Genomic DNA, 18,537 nt, shown 5'->3' on the forward strand with positions numbered 1-18,537 from the left:
ACCGCTAACTGACTTGCGGGTTAGCGTTGTGCCAGCGTGTTGTTGCCTGTTCCGCTTGTGCCGAAACGGTCCAGGTTCATGACCTTGGCCCAGGCCGCGACGAAGTCATGGGCAAACTTATCCTGGCCATCGTTGGCGGCATACGCTTCAGCAACAGCCCGCAGCTCGGAATTGGAGCCGAAAATAAGGTCAACAGGGGTGGCTGTCCATTTTGCTTGGCCTGAGGCGCGATCAACACCTTCATACAGGCCAGGGAAGGCGGATGATTGCTTCCACTGTGTAGACATATCCAGCAGATTGACGAAAAAGTCATTGCTCAGGGTGCCGGGCTTATCCGTCAGGATGCCATGTTTGCTTTGGTCGGCGTTGGTGTTAAGGGCGCGCATACCGCCCACCAATGCCGTCATTTCCGGTACGGTCAGGGTTAACAGGTCGGCTTTTTCCACCATCATTTCTGTCGGTGAGCCATAGCTGCGATCACTGTAGTAATTGCGGAAGGCATCCGCTGTCGGTTCCAGCACAGCAAAGGAATTCACGTCGGTCATTTCCTGGGTTGCATCGGTGCGCCCAGGTGTGAAAGGCACTTCAACCGGGTGACCGGCTTGTTTGGCAGCCTCTTCAATGGCGACGGCACCACCCAACACAATCATGTCGGCCAGTGAAACCTTTTTCCCATCCGTTTGCGCGCGGTTGAAATTTTCTTTCACAATGGCGAGGGCTGACAGCACCTTGTTCAGTTCTGATGCATCGTTGACCGGCCAGTTTTTCTGCGGCTCAAGGCTGATGCGCGCGCCATTGGCGCCACCCCGCATGTCGGAACCCCGGAAAGTGGAAGCGGATGCCCATGCAGTCCTGACCAGCTCAGGATTGGTCAGGTTAAATTTCAAAATCTCGGCTTTTAACTGGGCAATGTCTGTGGCATTCACCAACGGATGATCAACGGCTGGCACCGGGTCTTGCCAGATAAACACTTCTGCTGGAATTTCACTGCCTAGGTAGCGGGTGCGTGGCCCCAAATCACGGTGCGTCAATTTGAACCAGGCTTTGGCAAACGCCTTGTCAAACTCCTTGGGGTTTTTCCAGAAGTTTTCGGCAATCTTGCGAAAACCGGGGTCTTCCTTCAGCGCGATGTCGGTTGTGAACATCAAGGGTGGATTGCGTTTGCCTGCGATATGCGCATCCGGCACCATCGCTTGCGCTGATTCATCGGTTGGTGCCCATTGTGTGGCCCCAGCAGGGCTTTTGACCTGGTGCCAATCGAAGCGGAACAGGTTGTCGAGGTAAAGGATCGACCATGCGGTGGGCGTTGCTGTCCAAGCACCTTCCAAGCCGCTGGTCATGGCGTCTTCCGCATTGCCTTTGTTGCACTTGTTCATCCAGCCAAGACCCTGCTCCTCGATACCGGCGGCAGCGGGTTCCGCACCCAGGCAATCAACCGGCTTGGCACCGTGGGCTTTGCCCAACGTGTGGCCTCCTGCCACCAGTGCGACGATCTCTTCATCGTTCATGGCCATGCGGCCAAAGGATTCGCGCATGTCTTTCGCAGCGGCCAAAGGGTCACCACTGCCGTTTGGGCCTTCTGGATTCACATAGATCAGGCCCATTTGTACGGCGGCCAGCGGTTTTTCCAGTTCGCCACTTTTATAACGCTGGTCGTTGCCCAGCATTTTGGTTTCTGCTCCCCAGTATACGGTATCGGATTCCCAGTCATCGGTGCGCCCACCGGCAAAACCCAGGGTTTTAAAGCCCATGGATTCCAGTGCAACATTACCCGCCAGCACCATCAGGTCAGCCCAGGAAACATTGCGCCCGTATTTTTGCTTGACTGGCCACAGCAGGCGGCGCGCCTTGTCCAGATTGGCGTTATCCGGCCAACTGTTGAGTGGTTCGAAACGCTGCTGGCCTCCGTCAGCGCCACCACGGCCATCGTGTATGCGGTAGGTTCCGGCGCTATGCCAGGCCATCCTGATCATCAGGCCGCCGTAATGCCCCCAGTCGGCGGGCCACCAGTCCTGCGATGTGGTCAGGGTTTGTTCTATGTCTTTTTTCAGGGCGGCGAGATCGACTTTACTGAAGGCTTCGGCATAGTTGAAGCCGTCGCCATAGGGGTTGGATCGGGCGTCGTGCGCACGTAGTGCTGCCAAGTCCAGTGTTTGCGGCCACCAGAACTGGTTCGAGTGGGCCATATCCATGTCGGTTGCGGCGGGAAGGGTTACGGGAGTTAATGCGGTCAGGGTTATTAGGCTGGCGGTCAATAAAGGTAATGTCCTTTTTAACATGATGGTTCTCCTCCTACTGGTGAACGGGAAAATAGATTTCCCTGGGGCATTGTTTTGCCTTCAATATCTCCTCTTCAGTGTTCAGTATGGCGGCAACCTAACCTGGCATGAAAATGGATTTTTTGTTTTAAATCGATCTATTTTCTGGTGATTGTTGCCTTATTTTGCCGGTAGGTGGATACATCGATTGATGATAGGTGCGAAGTGTTACTTCTCAAGTGCGAGCGAAACGTCCAGATGTAGCCAATGGGCTGAGGTGATATTAGACGAGGGCTTTAGCGATGGTCTGGATCGGCAAAAACATCGGTAAGGGTTCAGGGCGGTTGCCTAACTCGCCGCTGACGCTTTCCAGGGCTTGGAAGCCGAGCTTGGTATAGAAATCGACGGCGGTGGGTTTGGCATCCACTAAAACACCAATACAGCCGGTCTGGTCACGTAATTGTAAGGCCAGTTCCAGCATGGCTTTCAGCAATAGTTTGCCAATCCCTTGGCCTTGGAAGCGCTGGTCGACTGCTAGGCGTGCCAGACGCAAAATAGGCAGGGGGTAATCCGGCAAGCGTTTGCGGACTATGCCTGCCAATATTTCAGCTGTGATTTCGCCGCTGCTGACGGTGGCGAATCCAGCAATTTGCCCACTGCAATCGGCAATATAGCTGGTGCCTACATAGTGTCGAAACTGGTTTTGTCCGGCAAAGCGTTGGAAAAAGCGGTCAAGTTCAATGTCGCCACTGCAAAAGCTGGAACGGTCATCGTGACTTTCCAGACGGCGAACTTGTACCAGTAATGAATCCGGCATTACTTGCTTGCCATTAGGGCGCGTAGGGCGGGAGTAGGTTCTTCATCTGATTCCAGCCGTTCTGCCAGTTTCAGCATGCTGCTTTCAGTGATGACCAGACGGGCGGGAATGATCACGTCTTCCGGAATTTCACGCAGCACTTGCAGGAAATGTTGCAGGGCGCTTTCGATTATGAACGCCTTGGTCACGCCCCGACGTTTGACGTAGGACTCGATTTGCCCCTTGGTGTCTTCGGAGATGTAGGCGGAAATCTGGGTGGTTGTGGTGCTCATGCTTCTTCCTCTACAAATTTGTAGATAGTGTGTCGGATGATAGCGCAGTAGCGTAATCCACACAATTCTGATTTATCTCACCCACGCCGCGCTTTCCTCACCACCCCATACTGCGGATCATACCCCCACACCGCCAGCAGAAAAAACACGAGCAAAGCGCCCAGTACGACCAGAGAAGAGAGGAGGTTGAACTGGCCGTACAGGGCAAAACGGATCATTTCCACCACATGTGTAAACGGGTTGTAGGTTGCCAGCAGGTGCACGATGGCCGCGCCCGATTCCTGCAACTTCCAAAGCGGATACAACGCGGTGGAAAGAAAGAACATGGGAAAGATGACGAAATTCATCGTCCCTGCGAAGTTTTCCAACTGGCGGATGGAAACCGACAACAGCAGCCCCAGCGCACCCAGCATCAGGCCGCCGAGTATCATGGCTGGCAATGCATACAGCCAGCCTGACCAGGGAATATCCACCTTGAAGACGGCGCACAAAGCCAGAAACGCATACGCCTGCAACACTGACAGCACGGTTCCCGCCACCAGCTTGCTGAACAGCAGAAACCAGCGTGGTTGTGGCGCAATCAGCAGCAAACGCATCAGCCCCATTTCGCGGTCATACACCATCGCCAGGGAGGACTGCATACCGTTGAACAGCAACACCATTCCCAGCAGCCCCGGCACCACGTACACCTGATATTCGATATAGGTGTCGTAAGGCGGAATGATCGACACCCCGAAAATATTCTGGAAGCCAGCAGCAAACACGATCAGCCACAAGGCCGGGCGCACCAGTGCTGACAGCAGGCGGCCACGCTGATGCAGGAACTTGACGGTTTCACGCTGACTGATTGCCAGCAGTGCAGGCAGATGCCGTGTAGCCATAACCTCCTCCTGATGGTTTGCCTATTTGATACTGAAAATGGGGTGCTTGTGCCACCCACTTTTTACCAACCTTAAACAGCCAGATCCTGCAAGGAAAAGCCACGGTAAGTGATGTCGTAGCCCGTCAGGCGCTGCTCCAGCCGTTGCGCCTTGGCCTTGAGGTGGCTGAGGCGCAAGTTATCCGGGTTACGTTTCACCTCGGCAATCAGGGCGGTTTTCGTGAAGTCATTCACTGCCACGATGTCGATTTCATTTTTATTGCCTGCCTCCCAGTAACTGCCGATCAGGTTATAGTCGCCACTGGCGGCAAGCTGGGTGCGGAACAGTTGCTCCAGCCATGCCCCACTGTAAGTGGCGAAATCCCGAACGATCACCTGGCGGATAAAGGCGAAGTTTTCGATTTCCACTGCACTGCGGTAACGGTAGATAAAGCGGAACCAAAAGCTCAGGAAGGCGTCTTGGATGCGGTATTTGACCTGACGGCTATTGGGCGTGGCGAACACGGGCTTGAGACGCTGAATGATGTCGAAGTCTTCCTCCAGCCGTTTCAGGTAGGGGCCGATGGAGGTTTCCAGTACGGATTCAATCTCGCCACGGCTGGTTTTACCGCTGGCCAGGGTAGCGAGGATGGAAAAATAGGTGCTTTGTTCGGCGCCAAATTCTTCCGCCAGCCGGTAACGGCCTTCTTCAATCACCAAGCTGAATTCGTTGATCAGGCTTTCCCAGATAGCCTGCTGCGGATCGGTTTTTGCCAGCCATTCGAGGTATTTGGGCACCCCGCCACTCACGGTATACCACGCCAGCAGGCTATCCGTGTCATAGCGCCCGTCGTCGCGCAGCAGTTCGGCGATATAGGCGGGTTTGAGCGGTTGCAGGTTGATGCGGTGATCAGCCCGCCCGAATAACGGTTCCTTGCTGTCCTGAAACAACCGGGTCATCAGCGAATACAGCGAACCGCAGCAGATCAGGTGCAGCTTGCAACGTGGGCGGTACTGATCCCACAGGTTTTGCAGTTCGGAAAACACCGCCGGATTCACCCGTGCAATGTCCTGAAACTCATCCAGAATCAGGGTCAGCGGCTGGCTTTGCGCGTACTGGAACAGGACTTCCAGCACTTCGCGCAAGCTGCGGGGTTGACCAAAAATCGGCAGGTTTAACTGGTTGCGGATTTGTTCGGTGAATTCTTCGCACAATAACAGCTCGGATTTGCGGGAAATGAACAGGTAGAGCGCTCTATCCTGATAGGTGTGCACCAACAAACCGGTCTTGCCGACACGCCGCCGTCCGACCATCAGGGTCAGGCTGGATTGACCTTCAGCGGCTTGTTGTGACCACAGGCGTAGTTGATGTTGTTCACTTTCGCGGTTGTAGAACTTCATTTCTGATTACCGTAATAATGGTTACAGTAATTTATCTTACGACAGTTGAATGGGGATGAGCAAAGCACCAACCTTTTGCCAACCCGGCAACGGCTACTGTGCAGTGATAACGTAAGGGAAGAGGAGAACGTTATGCGCTCAATGCATTTCAGGTTTGCGATGCCATTGCTGGCATTTAGCCTGCTGGCCTCCGGCACCGTTTTTGCCAAAGACACCGGCTATATCTTCATCAGCAGCGAAGAGGATGATGTGGTGACGGTGCTGGACGGCAAAACCTTCGAGAAGGTGAAAGCCATCGAAACCGCCGAACGCCCGCGTCACCTCCAGTTCAGCCCGGATCACAGCCTGTTGTACGTAGCCTGCGGTGACGGTGAAAGCGTGGACATTATCGATGTCGCCAAACTGGAAGACGTTGACCGGATCAAGGGTATTGAAGACCCGGAGGCCTTCGACATCAGCCCTGATGGCAAGACCCTGTATATCTCGCTGGAAGACGACAGCATGCTCGGCACTATCGATCTGGCCGCGCAGGAAATGACCAAGACTGTCGAGGTTGGTGGCGAACCGGAAGGCGTGCTGGTGACGCCGGATGGCAAAACGGCTTACGTCACTTCCGAATCCGCCAATAGCGTGCATGTGGTTGATCTTGCCAGCAATACGCTGCAAGCCAGTATTGTGGTCGGTGCCCGCCCGCGCCGTCTGGTGCTAATGCCGGATGGCAAAGAGCTGTGGGTCAGCAGCGAACTGGATGCTTCCGCCAGCATTATTGATGTTGCCACCAATACCGTGAAGCAGAAGATTACCTTCGCCCCGGAGGGTTTCCGCAAGGAAGACATTACCCCGGTCGGTATGGCGCTGACCAAAGACGCCAAGACTATGTATATCACGCTGGGGCGCGCCAATCGGGTGGCTGTGGTTGATGTGGCCTCCCGCGAAGTGAAGGATTACATCCTGGTCGGTAACCGCCCCTGGAATGTGGCGCTGACCCGCGACGAAGCCACCTTATTCGTAGCCAATGGCCTGAGTGACGATGTTTCCATTGTGCAGACAGCGGATAACAAAGTGGCCAAGTCGGTGCCTGCCGGACGGGTTCCCTACATGGTTGTGATTGATGATTAAGCAGGAGAGAAGCCCATGCGTCGCACGCTTTATGCCGCTGTCCTGCTGAGTGTGTTTGCTAGCAGCCCTGCATGGACGGATGGCTCCTCCCCAGTATCCGCCGTGCAGGAGCCTGCCTCTACCCAGGCGGTGAAAACTTTCACGATGGGTTATTTGACGCAGGCTGATGATAAACGCTACGACAAGCGCCGTATGTTTGCGCAGTTCCTCGGCCAGCCATTGGGTCACCCGCTGGCGGGAGCGGAAGTGGCGATGAAGGAAATCAAGTTCCACGGTCAGGCTGCTGGTGTCAGTTTTGCCCTGCAACCTGCCGAAGGGGAAACCGCCGCCGAGCTGATCAAACAGGTGGAAACGATGCAGGCGGCGGGTGTCCATTTCATTCTGACGGATTTGCCCGCGCCGTTGCTGAGTGAAGTGGCGGCTGCCTTCAAAGGTAAGGAGCTGGCTTTCTTCAATGTGTCCGCACCCGACGACAGCCTGCGTCAGGAACAGTGTCAGGCCAATGTTTTTCACACGCTGCCCAGTCATGCCATGCAGGCTGACGGTTTGGTGCAATACCTGGTTGCGCACAAGTGGAAAGAGGCCTTGATGCTGGAAGGCCCGGCCCCCGAAGACAAGCTGTTAAGCGCTGCGTTTGAACGTGCGGCCAAACGCTACGGGGTGGAGATTACTGACAAGCGTCCGTTTGTGCTGGGCAACGACCCGCGCGAGCGTGACAAGAACAATATCGCCCTGCTGACGGGCGGTGATTACGACGTGGTTTACATTGCCGACAGTAACGGTGAATTTGCCCGCAATGCACCTTATCAGACGCTATTGCCGCGACCGGTGGTGGGTTCCGGCGGCCTGAATGCACTGGCCTGGAACTGGGCGTGGAACCGTCACGGTGCGCCACAGGTGGAAAAGCGTTTCGAGAAACAGGCGCAGCGGCGCATGGCCGATGTCGACTGGGCAGCGTGGATGTCGGTGAAAGCGATTGCCACCGCCGTCCAGCAAACTGCCAGCTGCGATTTCAGCAAGTTGCGGGATTACCTGACTGACCCCAATACCACGCTGGATGGTGCCAAGGGCAATGCCAGCAGTTATCGCCCGTGGGATCATCAGCTACGCCAGCCGCTGTTGCTGGCTACCCAGAACTGGGTGGTGGAACGTGCGCCGCTGCAAGGTTTCCTGCACCAGACCAATAATCTGGATACACTTGGTTTCGATGAGCGGGATAGCAACTGCAAGTTTTAAGCCGGAAACGGTTTTACTCAACGGGTACCGGGCTGGCTTCCTGTAATGGCAGCCCGGCTTCTGCCCAGCCATCCGTCCCTTCCTTGTACCAATACACCTGGGTGTAGCCATAGGCGGATGCCCGCTGCGCGGCATTCCACGACATCCAGCAATCGGCCACGCAGAAAAAGACCAGCGGCCTGGTTTTATCCCCGCCCGTCAGGCGTTGCAGGTTGTATTGCAGGTAGTTTTCCAGCTCCGCATCCAGCGTGCCGTAACCAACATTCGGTAGCCATACCGCGCCGGGCAGGCTGTCGTGCACATCGTTGGGCAGCCATTCGCTGGGAAAGCCTGCTTCCTGGCGCAGCAATATGGCCCAGACATCGATCAGGATAGGTTTTGCCGTGCGCTGCAAGGCCTGCACCCCGGCCGTATCCAGTGTTGTGCCATGCGGAACACAAACTGGCGTCGGGCTGTGGTAATGATCCAGTTTCATCCCCGGTGGCATTTCCGGGGTGCGTTCGCAGTCGGGTGTTGCCGCATCCGGTTGGCAGGCAGCAAGCACAAGGCTCAGGCAGACAAGTGGGAACAGTGGTTTCATTCCGTCTGCTTTGCCGGTTGCAGGTTGCCCAGTTCCAGCGCCGGGTAAAGATGGCTGACTGAACGTTGTAATTCGCTACGGGCCAAGGCGACATCTTTGAAGCGTTCCGGGATCGGGGTTTGCATGACTTCATTCATATCCAGTCCGTTGGCGGCACCGTCCTTGAGGGTGGTGATCAGCCATTGCAGGTAATCACGGGTTTGTTCGATCGGGGCTTTATCCTGCGCGACCGGGCCATGCCCCGGCACAATCACCTTGAAAGGCAGGGATTGCAGTTTTTCCAGCGCTTGCAGCCAAGCGTCAATATTGGCGTGCGGGGTGGTGGCAGCACGGTTATTGAACACCAGGTCGCCGCTGAATAACACGCCGGTGGTGTGATCGAATATGACCAGATCGCCAGCTGTATGGCCGCTGAGGGCAATGGTTTCCAGCGCGTGGCCGCCGACGGTTTCCGTACCGTCCTGGGCTGTCTTGTCGGGCAGGGTAATGCCTGTGCCACGCATCCAGTCGCCGGTCATGCGGTACATATTGGCCGTGAAGCTTTCGCCTTCCTGCTGCATGCCACGTTTGCTGGCGGGCAGGACATAACGGGGGACATCGGCATACGCCTGATTGCCGAGAAAGTGATCCGGGTGATGGTGTGTCAGGTAGAGGCGAATCACGGGCTTACCCGTACTCTTTTCAATCAGGGCGCGTTGTTGCTCGCCGAAGCGTTTCGACGGGCCGCTGTCGATGACGACCACGCCATCAGCGGTGACGATATAGCCGGTGTTGACGATGAAACCACCGTTCTTGCGGGAAAAGTCTTCGGTCTTGCCTTCCAGCACGTAGGTGTCGGGGGCGACCTGTTGTGCTTGCAGCGGGTATTGGAAGCTGTCGGCCTGGGTTGTAGGCATCCAGATCAGAACTAACAGCAGGTAGAAACGTTTCATTCGTCCACCTCCGCTTCAATCCGGTTGCCGTTATTGTCCTGCCCCTCCACCCGGAAATCCTGATGTTGCCCGACATCCAGACTCAGCATCGGGTTTTCACTGACCGGCTCGTGCAGGGTCATGCTTGCCAGCACCTCGCCGGATGCATCCAAAATAGCCAGGTCTTCAATGTGGAAGGTAGGAATGCCGGAAGCCAACCCGGTATCCATTGGGTGCATCACCCGTACCCTCAGGCGGTTGTTGTCCGGGCGTTGCCAGACGTGCGCGGAAACCTTGCCGAGCGTGCTGCTCCAGTCGCCGCTGGCGGTGCCGGTACTGGGCAAGGTGCAACCGCCACCTGCCGCATCCACCCACACGCCGCCGACATGCCAGAGACCATCGGCTGTTTTTGCCGCCGCCCGGATGGGGCTGCCCTGTTGCAGTTTCATGCGGAAAGACAAGCGTGCGGGGATGGTTTTGGGGCTGAACTCCAGCACGCCGGGAATCGGGTTAAGGTCTGCCATCACAACCACCTTTTCCACCTGTTCCAAAGCAGTGGCGTCGAAGGTGATAGGAACATTCAGCGAATCTTCGGCGGAAGCCGGGGCCAGCACTTTGACCTTGTCGTCAAACCGGTAGTTTTCACCGTTGAGAAAACGGCTGTGCATGGTTGCCCACTGCGGGGATTGTAGTGGGTCAGGTTCACCTGCCAGCACCAGGCCGGGCAGGCAACACAGGAGGCTCAACAAGACTGTGCGCATGGCGGCCTCCTTACTGTTTGGCAGTTACATCGGGGGCTTCTGCTGGTGGTTGGTAGCTGACTTTGTGCTGCTCGAAAATCTTTTGCACGGAACCGTCTTTCACCAGTTCAGCCATAGCCTGGCCCACCACTTTGCTCAGATCGCCCATAATGTCGGCCTTGACGGCAATGCCCATGGCCCAGCTACTGCGCGCCAGCCCTGGCGTCACCAGCGTTTGAATCTGGATAGTGTCGGGGCGCTCGCCCAGCACACCTTCCAGTTCGCCGCGTGGCCCCATAATGCCTGAGATTTCCCCGGACTTGAGCGCTTCGGCGGCTTTGCTCAGGTTTTCATAGTGGCGAATGTTCTGGCTGATGCTGCCCTGCAAAGCTTGTAACAGGTAGAGATCGCTCAGGGTGTCGAGTTCCACGCCAATGGGTTCGCTCCTGAAATTGGCCAGGGTCGGCTGCTTGCCCACTTTATTGGTATTGAAGGCAAACACCAGTGATTCCAGCTGATACGGGGCGACAAACTTGGCCTCGTCCACCTTTTTGGAAAAGGCGCGGTCATACGGCATGTGCAGCATGACATCGCTGACACCGCCGCCGAGGTAATGGCCTTTCCAGACATTGTTGCGCAGATCGTCTTCCACGTTTTCATCCGCACCGACCAGGCGGATGTCAGTTTCCACCCCCAGCTTGTGCGCCAGGGCTTTGGCAAGGTCGACATCAATGCCTTGCTGTTTGCCGTCCTGTAGGTAGGAATACGGGGGGAAATCCTTGTAGAGGGAAACAGTCAGCATCCCCCGTGCTTTGACTTCATCCAGCGTGACTGCGTGAACTGGCAGGGATGCCGCCAGCAGTATGGTCGCTGTCAGAATGGATAATGGCTTGTTCCACATGCGCAATGTCCTCCTCCAAACATTGTCAGTGATACCCTCGCCACAGGAGGGTATCTTGCGGTGTCACTTGCTTTCAGCCGTTTTGCTTGTGTCGGTTGCTGCGGCATTGTCAGATTTGGCTGCATCGGTTTTAGTTTCATCCGGCTTGGCCTCGTCTGCTTTGGCGGTGTCTTTCGGCGGAGCATCGACGGAGACGGATTCCAGCCAGGAACGGATGGCCCATAGACCTTCCTGCGCAATCAGCCCTTCAAATTTGGGCATGTAGGTTACGCCGTTGCGCACCGCGCCATTGATCATGCGCTCCTTGAAAAATTCATCACCTTCCTCGCCGAGTGGTAGGGTTTCGCGCAAGTCGGGGGCGATGCCGCCGGAAACCGCATCGATCCCGTGGCAGCGTGCGCAGTTCTGGGCGAAAGCGTGGTGACCGATTTCAATGGCCTTTTCATTGCCGGAATAAGGGTTGGTGTCGAGCCATACATCCGGATTTTCAATCGGCTTCAGGCCGGTGATGTCGACTGGTTGCGGGGTGACATCGCCGTGCGCCCAGACTCCGGCAGCGGCAGTCAATGCGAGCACTGCCATGGCACCGGTAAAAGAACGTTTAAGCATTTGCATAGTACCTACCTTCAAATCAAAAAGTGTCTGCTCCAAAAACGGCGGGACGTGCTGTCGCCCCGCCAATCGCAGTGGAGATCAGGAAGTTTTGGGAAGTTTGAACACCCACAGGCTGCCGCCCTGGTTGAGGTGCTTGATGCGCTTGGCAACGTCGCCGCCCCACAGTGGGACCGCACCACCCCAGCCGGATGGCACCGCCACAAACTGTTCGCCGTCCTGTTCCCAGGTGATTGGGCAACCCACCACGCCGGAGCCGGTCTGGAATTTCCACAGCTCTTGGCCGGTCTTGGCATCAAACGCTTTCAGGTAGCCTTCCGGCGTGCCGGTAAATACCAGGTTGCCTGCGGTGGTCAGCACACCACCCCACAATGGGGAGTAGTTTTTGGCTTCCCACACGATCTTGCCGGTTTTCGGATCCATTGCCCGCAGTGCGCCAATGTAGTCTTCGTTCAGCGATTTGATGTTGAAACCGGCGCCGAGGTAAGCCGCACCTTTTTTGTAGGTGATGGGCTCGTTCCAGATGTCCATGCCCCATTCATTGGCGGGTACGTAGAACAAATCCGTGTTGGGGTTGTAAGCCATTGGCATCCAGTTTTTGCCACCGAGGAACGACGGTGCAGCGAATACGGATTTACCCTTTTCCTCGCCTTCCGGTGCGCCAGGGCGGTTGTCGTCGTTGTATTCAGGGCGGCCAGTTTCCAGGTTGATGCCTTTGGCCCAGGTGATCTGGTTGACGAAGGGCGAAGCACTGATCAGCTTGCCATTGGTACGATCCAACACGTAGAAAAAGCCATTACGGTCAGCATGGCCGCCAGCCTTGATGACCGTGCCGTCCGCTTGTTTCAGGTCGAAGGAAATGAATTCATTAACGCCGTCGAAGTCCCAGCCGTCATGTGGCGTCCATTGGTAGTGCCACTTGATGGTGCCGTCCGCCGGGTTGATTGCCAGGATGGAGGAGGAATACAGGTTGTCGCCGGGGCGCAGGTGCGAGTTCCACGGGGAGGGGTTGCCGGTGCCGAAGAACAGGGAATCGGTTTCTGCGTCGTAAGTGCCGCCCAGCCAGGTGGCCGCGCCGCCGGTTTTCCACAGGTCGCCCGGCCAGGTTTTACCCTGCTCGCCGGTGATGCCATTGTCCTGGCCGTTGAGGGTGCCCATGTGGCCTTCCACGGTGGGGCGTGACCAGATCAGTTTGCCGGTTTTGGCATCGCGTGCTTCGACCTTGCCGACCACGCCGAATTCACCGCCGGAAACGCCGGTAATGACCATGCCTTTGACCACAATCGGCGCGGCGGTGTTGGAATAACCGGCCTTGTAGTCTTCCATTTTCTCTTTCCACACCACTTTGCCGGTGTCTTGGTCGAGTGCGACCAGTTGCGCATCCAGCGTAGAGAAAATGAACAGGTTGTCGTACAGCGCGCCACCACGGTTAACCACGTCGCAGCATGGCAGAATGCCGTCCGGCAGGCGGTGGTCGTATTGCCAGATTTCCTCACCGGTTTTGGCGTCGGCAGCAAATACACGGGAATAAGAGGCCGTTACGAAAATCTTGCCGTTATGCACCAGCGGCTGGGATTCCTGACCACGCTGTTTCTCATCGCCGTAAGACAATACAAACGCGGGTACCAGATTTTTGACCGTTTCGGTATTGAGCTTGTCCAGCGGGCTGAAGCGCTGGCCTTGCAGGCCCATGCCGTAACTGACGACATCGCCGGTGGTTTGGGCGTCGTTGGCAATGTCCTGATCGGTGACGGCTGCCATCAGGGCGGGGGTACTAAGTGCGCAACCGATGGTCAGCGCCAGTAAGGCTTTACGGAATGTTTGCTCTGCTTTCATGTTGGAAATCTCCTCCTGCTATCGAGCCAAGTTGTGTCGGTACAGCCTGCGGCAGAGCTTCTCCCCTTGCTCTTGCAGGTGCTTGAAATCAGCTTAAAGGGGTTCAGGTTGGAAAAAGGTTGGGGTTTGCGGATTTTTGCCGTTGCCGGAAAATCATGGGCTTGGCTGGTGTTGACGCACCCAGTCTGCTGGCGTCAATTGCCTGCTCAATGACGTGATGATGCGGGGATTTGGCACAGGTCGGGTCAGCATTCGCCGGGTCGCCGCTCAGTTTGAACGCCTGACAATGACAGCCGCCGAAATCCTTTTCCCGTTCGTTACAACTGCGGCACGGCTCTTTCATCCAACCTTCGCCACGGAAATGATTGAAGCCGGGTGATTCGTTCCAGATCCATTCCAGACTGTGATCGCGCACATTGTGCAGCTCCAGCCCCGGCAGGTCGCGGGCGGCATGACAGGGTAATGCCATGCCGTCCGGCGCTACCGCGAGGAATACTCTGCCCCAGCCGCCGACGCAGGCTTTTGGCCGGTTTTCGTAGTAATCGGGCACGACGTAGTAGATTTTCATCTTGCCCTTGAGCTTTTCCTGATAGACATGGGCAATACGCTCGGCTTCGCGTACCTGCTCCAGCGTGGGTAACAGGTGGTCGCGGTTGAGCAGCGCCCAACCTTCAAACTGGGTGGTGGCCAGTTCCACATAATCGGCCTGCAACTCCACCGCCAGATCCAGCATTTGTGCAATGCGGTCGGAATTCTGCCGGTGGATAACGAAACACAGCACCATCGGGTAGCCGTTCGCCTTGACTGCGCGCGCCATCTCCAGTTTGTGCTGGAAGGCGTGGGTTCCGGCCAGATAATCGTTCAGGGTGGCATCGTCCGCCTGAAAGCTGACCTGGATGTGATCCAGCCCCAGTTCGCGGAAACGGGCAACCCGGTCTGCATCCATGCCAATGCCGGAGGTAATCAGGTTGCTGTAGTAGCCGAGTTTGCGCGCTTCCCCGATCAGTGCTTCCAGATCCTTGCGCACCAGTGGTTCGCCGCCGGAAAAGCCGAGTTGTGCCGCGCCCAACTGGCGGGCTTCGTGCAATACGCGCAGCCAGCCTTCGGTGTCGAGCTCGTCCTTCTTCGGCACCAGATTGAGCGGGTTGCTGCAATACGGGCATTGCAACGGGCAGGAATGGGTGACTTCGGCCAACAGCCACAGCGGTGGAGGTGGCTTAGACATAACGTATCCACCCGCGCTCAAGCGCTTCATGCAGGAAGCTGACAACATCCTCGCGCAAGCCTTCCGCTTCGTAGGCATTTTCCAGGTCGGCGATCACGCCGATGACACTGCGCTGGCCGTCGCAAAAGCCGAGGATGGCGGCGGCGGTATCATTCAGTTGCACCATGCCTTCCGGGTACAGCAGCACATGGCATTCCTGCACCGGTTCCCACTGGAAACGGTAGCCGGGGGCGATGGCAGGTTTGGCGTGCAAATCAGGCATGTGCGGCCTCCTCAAGATTGAAGTAAGGCGGCATGTGCTGCACGTAGGCCAGATACATCGCATCCAGCATTGCCCACAACACATCCAGTTTGAATTTGAGGATTTGCAGGGCGCGCTGCTGCTGCTCGTAAGTGGTGAAATGCTGCAAGGTCAGAGCCAGACCGTGATCTACGTCGCGGTGCGCTTCGGTCAGGCGGTTGCGGAAATACTGCAAGCCTGCGTTATCGATCCAGGGGTAATGATCCGGCCAGCTTTGCAGGCGCTGGCGGTGCGCCGTCGGCGCAAACAGTTCGGTCAGCGAGGAACACACGCCTTCGCGCCAGTCCGCGTGGTGCACGAAGTTGATGTAGGCATCCACCGCGAAACGCACACCCGGCAAGACATGGCGCTGGTCGAGCAACTCTTCGCGCGGCACACCGCAGGCTTCACCCAGTCGCAGCCAGGCTTCGATGCCGCCGTCGGAGACGTGGTCGGTCGCCGAGCCGCCGTCATGGTCGAGGATGCGCTGAATCCATACCCGACGCACTTCCCGGTCGGGGCAGTTGAACAGCAGGGCGGCGTCCTTACGTGGAATCGTCACCTGATAGTAGAAGCGGTTAGCCGCCCAGCCACGCAACTGCTCGGGCGTCAGTTTGCCTGCGTACATCATCTGTTGAAACGGGTGGTGAATGTGGTAATAGCGCCCCATGGCGCGCAATTGCTGCTCGAATTCGGCAGGCGTCCACGCTGTCGTCATATCTTGGTTCTCCTCTCCCAGATTGCGTTCAGTATGGAAGTGGAGGGGTTGGCGAAAGGTTGGTTAGGAGGCTGGAGGCTTACAACTCCAGCAACATCCCGTCAAAGGAAACCTCAATTCCAGCTTCAGCCAGCACGGCCCGTTCCGGCGAATCTTCATCCAGGATCGGATTGGTGTTGTTGATGTGGATCAGAACCTTGCGGGTGGAGGGGAAATTCGCCAGCCATTCCAGCATACCACCTGCGCCTGATTGCGGCAGATGGCCCATTTCACGGGCTTTTTTAACGCCTACCTGACGGCGTTGCATTTCATCATCTGTCCAGCAGGTGCCATCAACCAGCACACAATCAGCGTCGGCGAAAAAGGCTTGCAGGTGCGGCTCGATTTCACCCAGACCGGGGGCGTAGAACAGTCTGCCGCCAGTGCTGGTATCTTCAAACCAGAAGCCTGCGTTATCACCAATACCAGGGTTGTGGCGATGCGGGGAATAAGGCGGTGCTTTGCTGTTGAGTCCTACCGGTGTAATCCGCAGGTGGTCGATGCCGGGAATGCTGAGGGCGGAACCATCCAGCGGCAGCGTATGCCGGTTCACCCCGCAATAATGCTGCAACATGTTCAGCACTGGGAAGCCGGTGGTCAGGTCTTCGTACACGCTGTCGGTGCAATACAATTCCAGCGGCTTGGGGCTTTCACGCAGAATCAGCAAGCCGGTGGTGTGGTCAATCTGGCTGTCGGCCAGCATCACAGCGGCAATGCCGGTATCACGCAACTGGCGGGCAGGTTGCAACAGTGGGTGATTGGCATTGAGCTGGGTGCGGATGTCAGGCGAGGCATTCACCAGCAGCCAGTTTACCTTGTCGGTGGATACCGCGATGGATGACTGGGTGCGGGCGTAGGCTGCAATCGAGCCATTCCGTTCCCCTGCGCACATCGGGCAATTACAGTTCCACTGCGGGAATCCACCTCCCGCAGCGGAACCAAGAACCAGTACAAACAAGGGTTTAACGGTTCATGATGTACAGGTTGATTTCAAAACCGTAACGCATTTCCTTGAATGCCGGTTTGACCCATTTCATTGGCTTTTTCATTGCGTATCACTCCTCTTTCAGTGACAGGTTGATCGGAGTATCCATTATGCGCCACCAAGGTTGGGGAAAGGTTGGTGGGCGCTTAGAACGAGAGCATTGCCCCTACCGCAACACTGCCGGATTTATCGGTTCCAACACCTTCCAGGTCGCTTTTCTGGCGAGACACTTCACCAATCAGGCTCAGGTTGTCGGTCAGGCTGTGATACGCGCCCAGCGTGACCTTGTCGTTTTTGACATTGGTCAGATGGGTCTGCTTGCTTTGGGCAAGGTTGAGGCCCAGTTTGGTTTTGCCCAGCTTGTAGGTGGCTTGCACCATACCGCCTTTGGACTTTTCAGCCTCGCCGGTTGTGCTGTCAAAGCCGGGGAAGATAATGCCGCCAATCCCAAGCGTATCCATGCCTTTGCCTTGATAGTAGGAAGCGGCAAAGCTGGCTTTGTTGATATCCACTTTGCCGAAGACTTCTGCGCCCGTGATGCTGGGTTTGTTGCCATTGGCCAGTTTGACTTTCTGGCTCAGGCCACTGACAGAAACGTGCCCTTTAACGCCGTTGCCCCGGTCAAAGTCATAGCTGGCTTTGCCATGGAAACCTGGCTGGCCACCATCACGGGTGGACTGACTGGTAACGCCGTTGGATTCCTGCCCGTCGACGGGGTTGAAAACGCCTACGGTGGCTTCAAAGCCATTTTTCTTCGGGGAACTCCAGTTGATCTGCGAGAGCCGGTCGGTATACACATAGCCGAAACCCAAACCGCCCAGCGTGGTATGACCCGGCCCGGCAGCGGTGAACATGGCACCGTTACCACTGAGGCTCATGTCATTGATGATCGGGTCGAATCCGAACAGGCCGAAGTCGCGCCCGGCCTTGACCGTACCCATGCGTTCATTGCCAAACGTCAGATAGACCTGACGGGCATCGACCGTGGAAAAGTCCAGCGCATCACCCGGCAATTTGTTGGTGTCCTGCGTGGCTGTACCGTAATAGACATTGACGTTGCCACTGATGTCGTAACCGTTTTGCTTGGTTTTTGCGCTGAAATTCAAGGAGGCAGGCAGCAAGCCGTTGGAAACGCTATGGGTGTCGCCATCCGTCAGCGTGCCGGTGTCTGGGTCAAGGCAGGCAAGCCCGGTCATGGTGCCGCCGCCAGCCCCCAGTTTGCCGCTGTCACATTGGGTCACCGTGTAGAAGGTGTTGACGTTGCCGCCCAACCCCAACTCCCAGTCACCAGCCTGCCAAGTGGCTGCTGAAGCCACGCTTGTGGAACCGCTTAGAATGGCGGCCAGCAGTAATGCTATTGGGTTCTTACGCATATAATCATCCTCTCCGATCTTATTGACTTCCCACCCGGAACATATTGGGCGGAGATTATGATTTGGCATATCAGGTTGGAAAAAGGTGGGCTATTTATTTTGAATGGAACCTAATTTAAAAGATGACCCGATGTTTTTAATGACAAGAGATTATTCACAATAACATTTCTATATGAAATGAAGGACATATCCCGAAAACAGTGCAATGTTTTTATTTCAGGATGTGAAAAGCTATTAAGTTCCGTCATTTTGTTCTTGCCTTTATCCGGCGCTTTTTGCTATTTAATTAATGGTCTTTCCAATCATGAGTTTACATGCTAGTCTCCGAAAAGAATGTGTAAGTTAATCAATTATCATGTGAGGGTGGATATTACT

19 protein-coding genes are annotated in these 18,537 nt (G+C 56.2%); 2 read left to right on the forward strand and 17 right to left on the reverse strand.

The features are described 5' to 3' along the window. Positions 1–20: 20 nt before the first annotated feature. From katG to VSS37_RS11035, 5 genes are all read right to left on the reverse strand, one after another. Positions 21–2,279 (reverse strand): catalase/peroxidase HPI, encoded by a 2,259-nt coding sequence (gene katG, locus VSS37_RS11015; protein WP_324695177.1) that lies wholly within the window; start codon positions 2,277–2,279, stop codon positions 21–23. A gap of 262 nt (positions 2,280–2,541) precedes the next feature. Next, positions 2,542–3,075, reverse strand: coding sequence for a GNAT family N-acetyltransferase (locus tag VSS37_RS11020; protein ID WP_324695179.1), 534 nt, complete (start codon positions 3,073–3,075; stop codon positions 2,542–2,544). Next, entirely contained in the window at positions 3,075–3,347 is a 273-nt protein-coding gene (locus VSS37_RS11025; RefSeq protein WP_324695180.1) for a hypothetical protein, read from the reverse strand. The genes VSS37_RS11020 and VSS37_RS11025 overlap by 1 nt, the downstream gene beginning before the upstream one ends. Positions 3,348–3,424: 77 nt before the next feature. Beyond that, positions 3,425–4,228, reverse strand: a complete 804-nt coding sequence (gene pedC, locus VSS37_RS11030; RefSeq protein WP_324695182.1) for a lanthanide ABC transporter permease protein PedC — start codon at positions 4,226–4,228, stop codon at positions 3,425–3,427. Between the two features lie 71 nt (positions 4,229–4,299). Beyond that, on the reverse strand, positions 4,300–5,607 hold the full coding sequence (locus VSS37_RS11035; protein WP_324695184.1) for an ATP-binding protein: 1,308 nt from the start codon (positions 5,605–5,607) through the stop codon (positions 4,300–4,302). Positions 5,608–5,739: 132 nt separating this feature from the next. Here VSS37_RS11035 and VSS37_RS11040 point away from each other — a divergent pair, with 132 nt between their 5' ends. Further along, entirely contained in the window at positions 5,740–6,726 is a 987-nt protein-coding gene (locus VSS37_RS11040; RefSeq protein ID WP_324695185.1) for a PQQ-dependent catabolism-associated beta-propeller protein, read from the forward strand. 15 nt (positions 6,727–6,741) lie between these two features. Beyond that, a complete protein-coding gene (pedA1, locus tag VSS37_RS11045; RefSeq protein WP_324695187.1) occupies positions 6,742–7,962 on the forward strand; it encodes a lanthanide ABC transporter ABC transporter substrate-binding protein PedA1 in 1,221 nt (406 codons plus the stop codon). A 13-nt stretch (positions 7,963–7,975) separates the two neighbouring features. Here the strand turns inward: pedA1 and VSS37_RS11050 are convergent, their stop codons facing one another. The 12 genes from VSS37_RS11050 to VSS37_RS11100 all read right to left on the reverse strand — a co-directional run bounded on the left by VSS37_RS11050 (position 7,976) and on the right by VSS37_RS11100 (position 18,162). Beyond that, the gene (locus VSS37_RS11050; protein ID WP_324695189.1) at positions 7,976–8,542 is read right to left on the reverse strand and encodes a rhodanese-like domain-containing protein; all 567 of its coding nucleotides are present in this window, start codon (positions 8,540–8,542) and stop codon (positions 7,976–7,978) included. Beyond that, positions 8,539–9,474, reverse strand: a complete 936-nt coding sequence (locus tag VSS37_RS11055; RefSeq protein WP_324695191.1) for a quinoprotein relay system zinc metallohydrolase 1 — start codon at positions 9,472–9,474, stop codon at positions 8,539–8,541. The genes VSS37_RS11050 and VSS37_RS11055 overlap by 4 nt, the downstream gene beginning before the upstream one ends. After that, positions 9,471–10,214 carry a quinoprotein dehydrogenase-associated SoxYZ-like carrier gene (locus VSS37_RS11060; RefSeq protein ID WP_324695193.1) on the reverse strand — a complete coding sequence of 248 codons (744 nt, stop codon included), beginning with the start codon at positions 10,212–10,214 and terminating at the stop codon, positions 9,471–9,473. Before VSS37_RS11060 ends, VSS37_RS11055 begins: the two co-directional genes overlap by 4 nt. Before the next feature lie 10 nt (positions 10,215–10,224). Continuing rightward, complete coding sequence (locus VSS37_RS11065) at positions 10,225–11,094, reverse strand: substrate-binding periplasmic protein (RefSeq protein ID WP_324695195.1); 870 nt, start codon at positions 11,092–11,094, stop codon at positions 10,225–10,227. Between the two features lie 63 nt (positions 11,095–11,157). Beyond that, on the reverse strand, positions 11,158–11,703 hold the full coding sequence (pedF, locus tag VSS37_RS11070; RefSeq protein ID WP_324695197.1) for a cytochrome c-550 PedF: 546 nt from the start codon (positions 11,701–11,703) through the stop codon (positions 11,158–11,160). An 84-nt stretch (positions 11,704–11,787) separates the two neighbouring features. Beyond that, a complete protein-coding gene (locus tag VSS37_RS11075) occupies positions 11,788–13,542 on the reverse strand; it encodes a methanol/ethanol family PQQ-dependent dehydrogenase (RefSeq protein ID WP_324695199.1) in 1,755 nt (584 codons plus the stop codon). A 103-nt stretch (positions 13,543–13,645) separates the two neighbouring features. After that, positions 13,646–14,767: a pyrroloquinoline quinone biosynthesis protein PqqE gene (gene pqqE, locus VSS37_RS11080; RefSeq protein WP_324695201.1), complete on the reverse strand. Its 1,122-nt coding sequence runs from the start codon at positions 14,765–14,767 to the stop codon at positions 13,646–13,648. After that, positions 14,760–15,029: a pyrroloquinoline quinone biosynthesis peptide chaperone PqqD gene (gene pqqD / locus VSS37_RS11085; RefSeq protein WP_324695203.1), complete on the reverse strand. Its 270-nt coding sequence runs from the start codon at positions 15,027–15,029 to the stop codon at positions 14,760–14,762. Before pqqD ends, pqqE begins: the two co-directional genes overlap by 8 nt. Continuing rightward, positions 15,022–15,765 carry a pyrroloquinoline-quinone synthase PqqC gene (gene pqqC, locus VSS37_RS11090; protein WP_324695205.1) on the reverse strand — a complete coding sequence of 248 codons (744 nt, stop codon included), beginning with the start codon at positions 15,763–15,765 and terminating at the stop codon, positions 15,022–15,024. Before pqqC ends, pqqD begins: the two co-directional genes overlap by 8 nt. 79 nt (positions 15,766–15,844) lie before the next feature. Continuing rightward, positions 15,845–16,762, reverse strand: coding sequence for a pyrroloquinoline quinone biosynthesis protein PqqB (gene pqqB / locus VSS37_RS11095; RefSeq protein ID WP_324695207.1), 918 nt, complete (start codon positions 16,760–16,762; stop codon positions 15,845–15,847). A gap of 4 nt (positions 16,763–16,766) precedes the next feature. After that, on the reverse strand, positions 16,767–16,853 hold the full coding sequence (gene pqqA / locus VSS37_RS21860; protein WP_375339141.1) for a pyrroloquinoline quinone precursor peptide PqqA: 87 nt from the start codon (positions 16,851–16,853) through the stop codon (positions 16,767–16,769). Positions 16,854–16,935: 82 nt separating this feature from the next. Further along, the gene (locus VSS37_RS11100; RefSeq protein WP_324695209.1) at positions 16,936–18,162 is read right to left on the reverse strand and encodes a porin; all 1,227 of its coding nucleotides are present in this window, start codon (positions 18,160–18,162) and stop codon (positions 16,936–16,938) included. Positions 18,163–18,537: the final 375 nt, after the last annotated feature.

This window comes from Candidatus Thiothrix phosphatis, from assembly GCF_035668035.1.
In the GTDB taxonomy this organism is placed as follows: Bacteria; Pseudomonadota; Gammaproteobacteria; order Thiotrichales; family Thiotrichaceae; genus Thiothrix; species Thiothrix phosphatis.

What these genes read in the sequence shown, in the direction of transcription:
- VSS37_RS11100 (WP_324695209.1), bottom strand. Translation starts at nt 18,162, where the DNA reads ATGCGTAAGAACCCAATAGCATTACTGCTGGCCGCCATTCTAAGCGGT.
- pqqE (WP_324695201.1), bottom strand. Translation starts at nt 14,767, where the DNA reads ATGTCTAAGCCACCTCCACCGCTGTGGCTGTTGGCCGAAGTCACCCAT.
- VSS37_RS11040 (WP_324695185.1), top strand. Translation starts at nt 5,740, where the DNA reads ATGCGCTCAATGCATTTCAGGTTTGCGATGCCATTGCTGGCATTTAGC.
- pqqA (WP_375339141.1), bottom strand. Translation starts at nt 16,853, where the DNA reads ATGAAAAAGCCAATGAAATGGGTCAAACCGGCATTCAAGGAAATGCGT.
- VSS37_RS11035 (WP_324695184.1), bottom strand. Translation starts at nt 5,607, where the DNA reads ATGAAGTTCTACAACCGCGAAAGTGAACAACATCAACTACGCCTGTGG.
- pedF (WP_324695197.1), bottom strand. Translation starts at nt 11,703, where the DNA reads ATGCTTAAACGTTCTTTTACCGGTGCCATGGCAGTGCTCGCATTGACT.
- pedC (WP_324695182.1), bottom strand. Translation starts at nt 4,228, where the DNA reads ATGGCTACACGGCATCTGCCTGCACTGCTGGCAATCAGTCAGCGTGAA.
- VSS37_RS11025 (WP_324695180.1), bottom strand. Translation starts at nt 3,347, where the DNA reads ATGAGCACCACAACCACCCAGATTTCCGCCTACATCTCCGAAGACACC.
- VSS37_RS11060 (WP_324695193.1), bottom strand. Translation starts at nt 10,214, where the DNA reads ATGCGCACAGTCTTGTTGAGCCTCCTGTGTTGCCTGCCCGGCCTGGTG.
- pqqC (WP_324695205.1), bottom strand. Translation starts at nt 15,765, where the DNA reads ATGACGACAGCGTGGACGCCTGCCGAATTCGAGCAGCAATTGCGCGCC.
- VSS37_RS11075 (WP_324695199.1), bottom strand. Translation starts at nt 13,542, where the DNA reads ATGAAAGCAGAGCAAACATTCCGTAAAGCCTTACTGGCGCTGACCATC.
- VSS37_RS11020 (WP_324695179.1), bottom strand. Translation starts at nt 3,075, where the DNA reads ATGCCGGATTCATTACTGGTACAAGTTCGCCGTCTGGAAAGTCACGAT.
- pedA1 (WP_324695187.1), top strand. Translation starts at nt 6,742, where the DNA reads ATGCGTCGCACGCTTTATGCCGCTGTCCTGCTGAGTGTGTTTGCTAGC.
- VSS37_RS11065 (WP_324695195.1), bottom strand. Translation starts at nt 11,094, where the DNA reads ATGTGGAACAAGCCATTATCCATTCTGACAGCGACCATACTGCTGGCG.
- VSS37_RS11055 (WP_324695191.1), bottom strand. Translation starts at nt 9,474, where the DNA reads ATGAAACGTTTCTACCTGCTGTTAGTTCTGATCTGGATGCCTACAACC.
- VSS37_RS11050 (WP_324695189.1), bottom strand. Translation starts at nt 8,542, where the DNA reads ATGAAACCACTGTTCCCACTTGTCTGCCTGAGCCTTGTGCTTGCTGCC.
- katG (WP_324695177.1), bottom strand. Translation starts at nt 2,279, where the DNA reads ATGTTAAAAAGGACATTACCTTTATTGACCGCCAGCCTAATAACCCTG.
- pqqD (WP_324695203.1), bottom strand. Translation starts at nt 15,029, where the DNA reads ATGCCTGATTTGCACGCCAAACCTGCCATCGCCCCCGGCTACCGTTTC.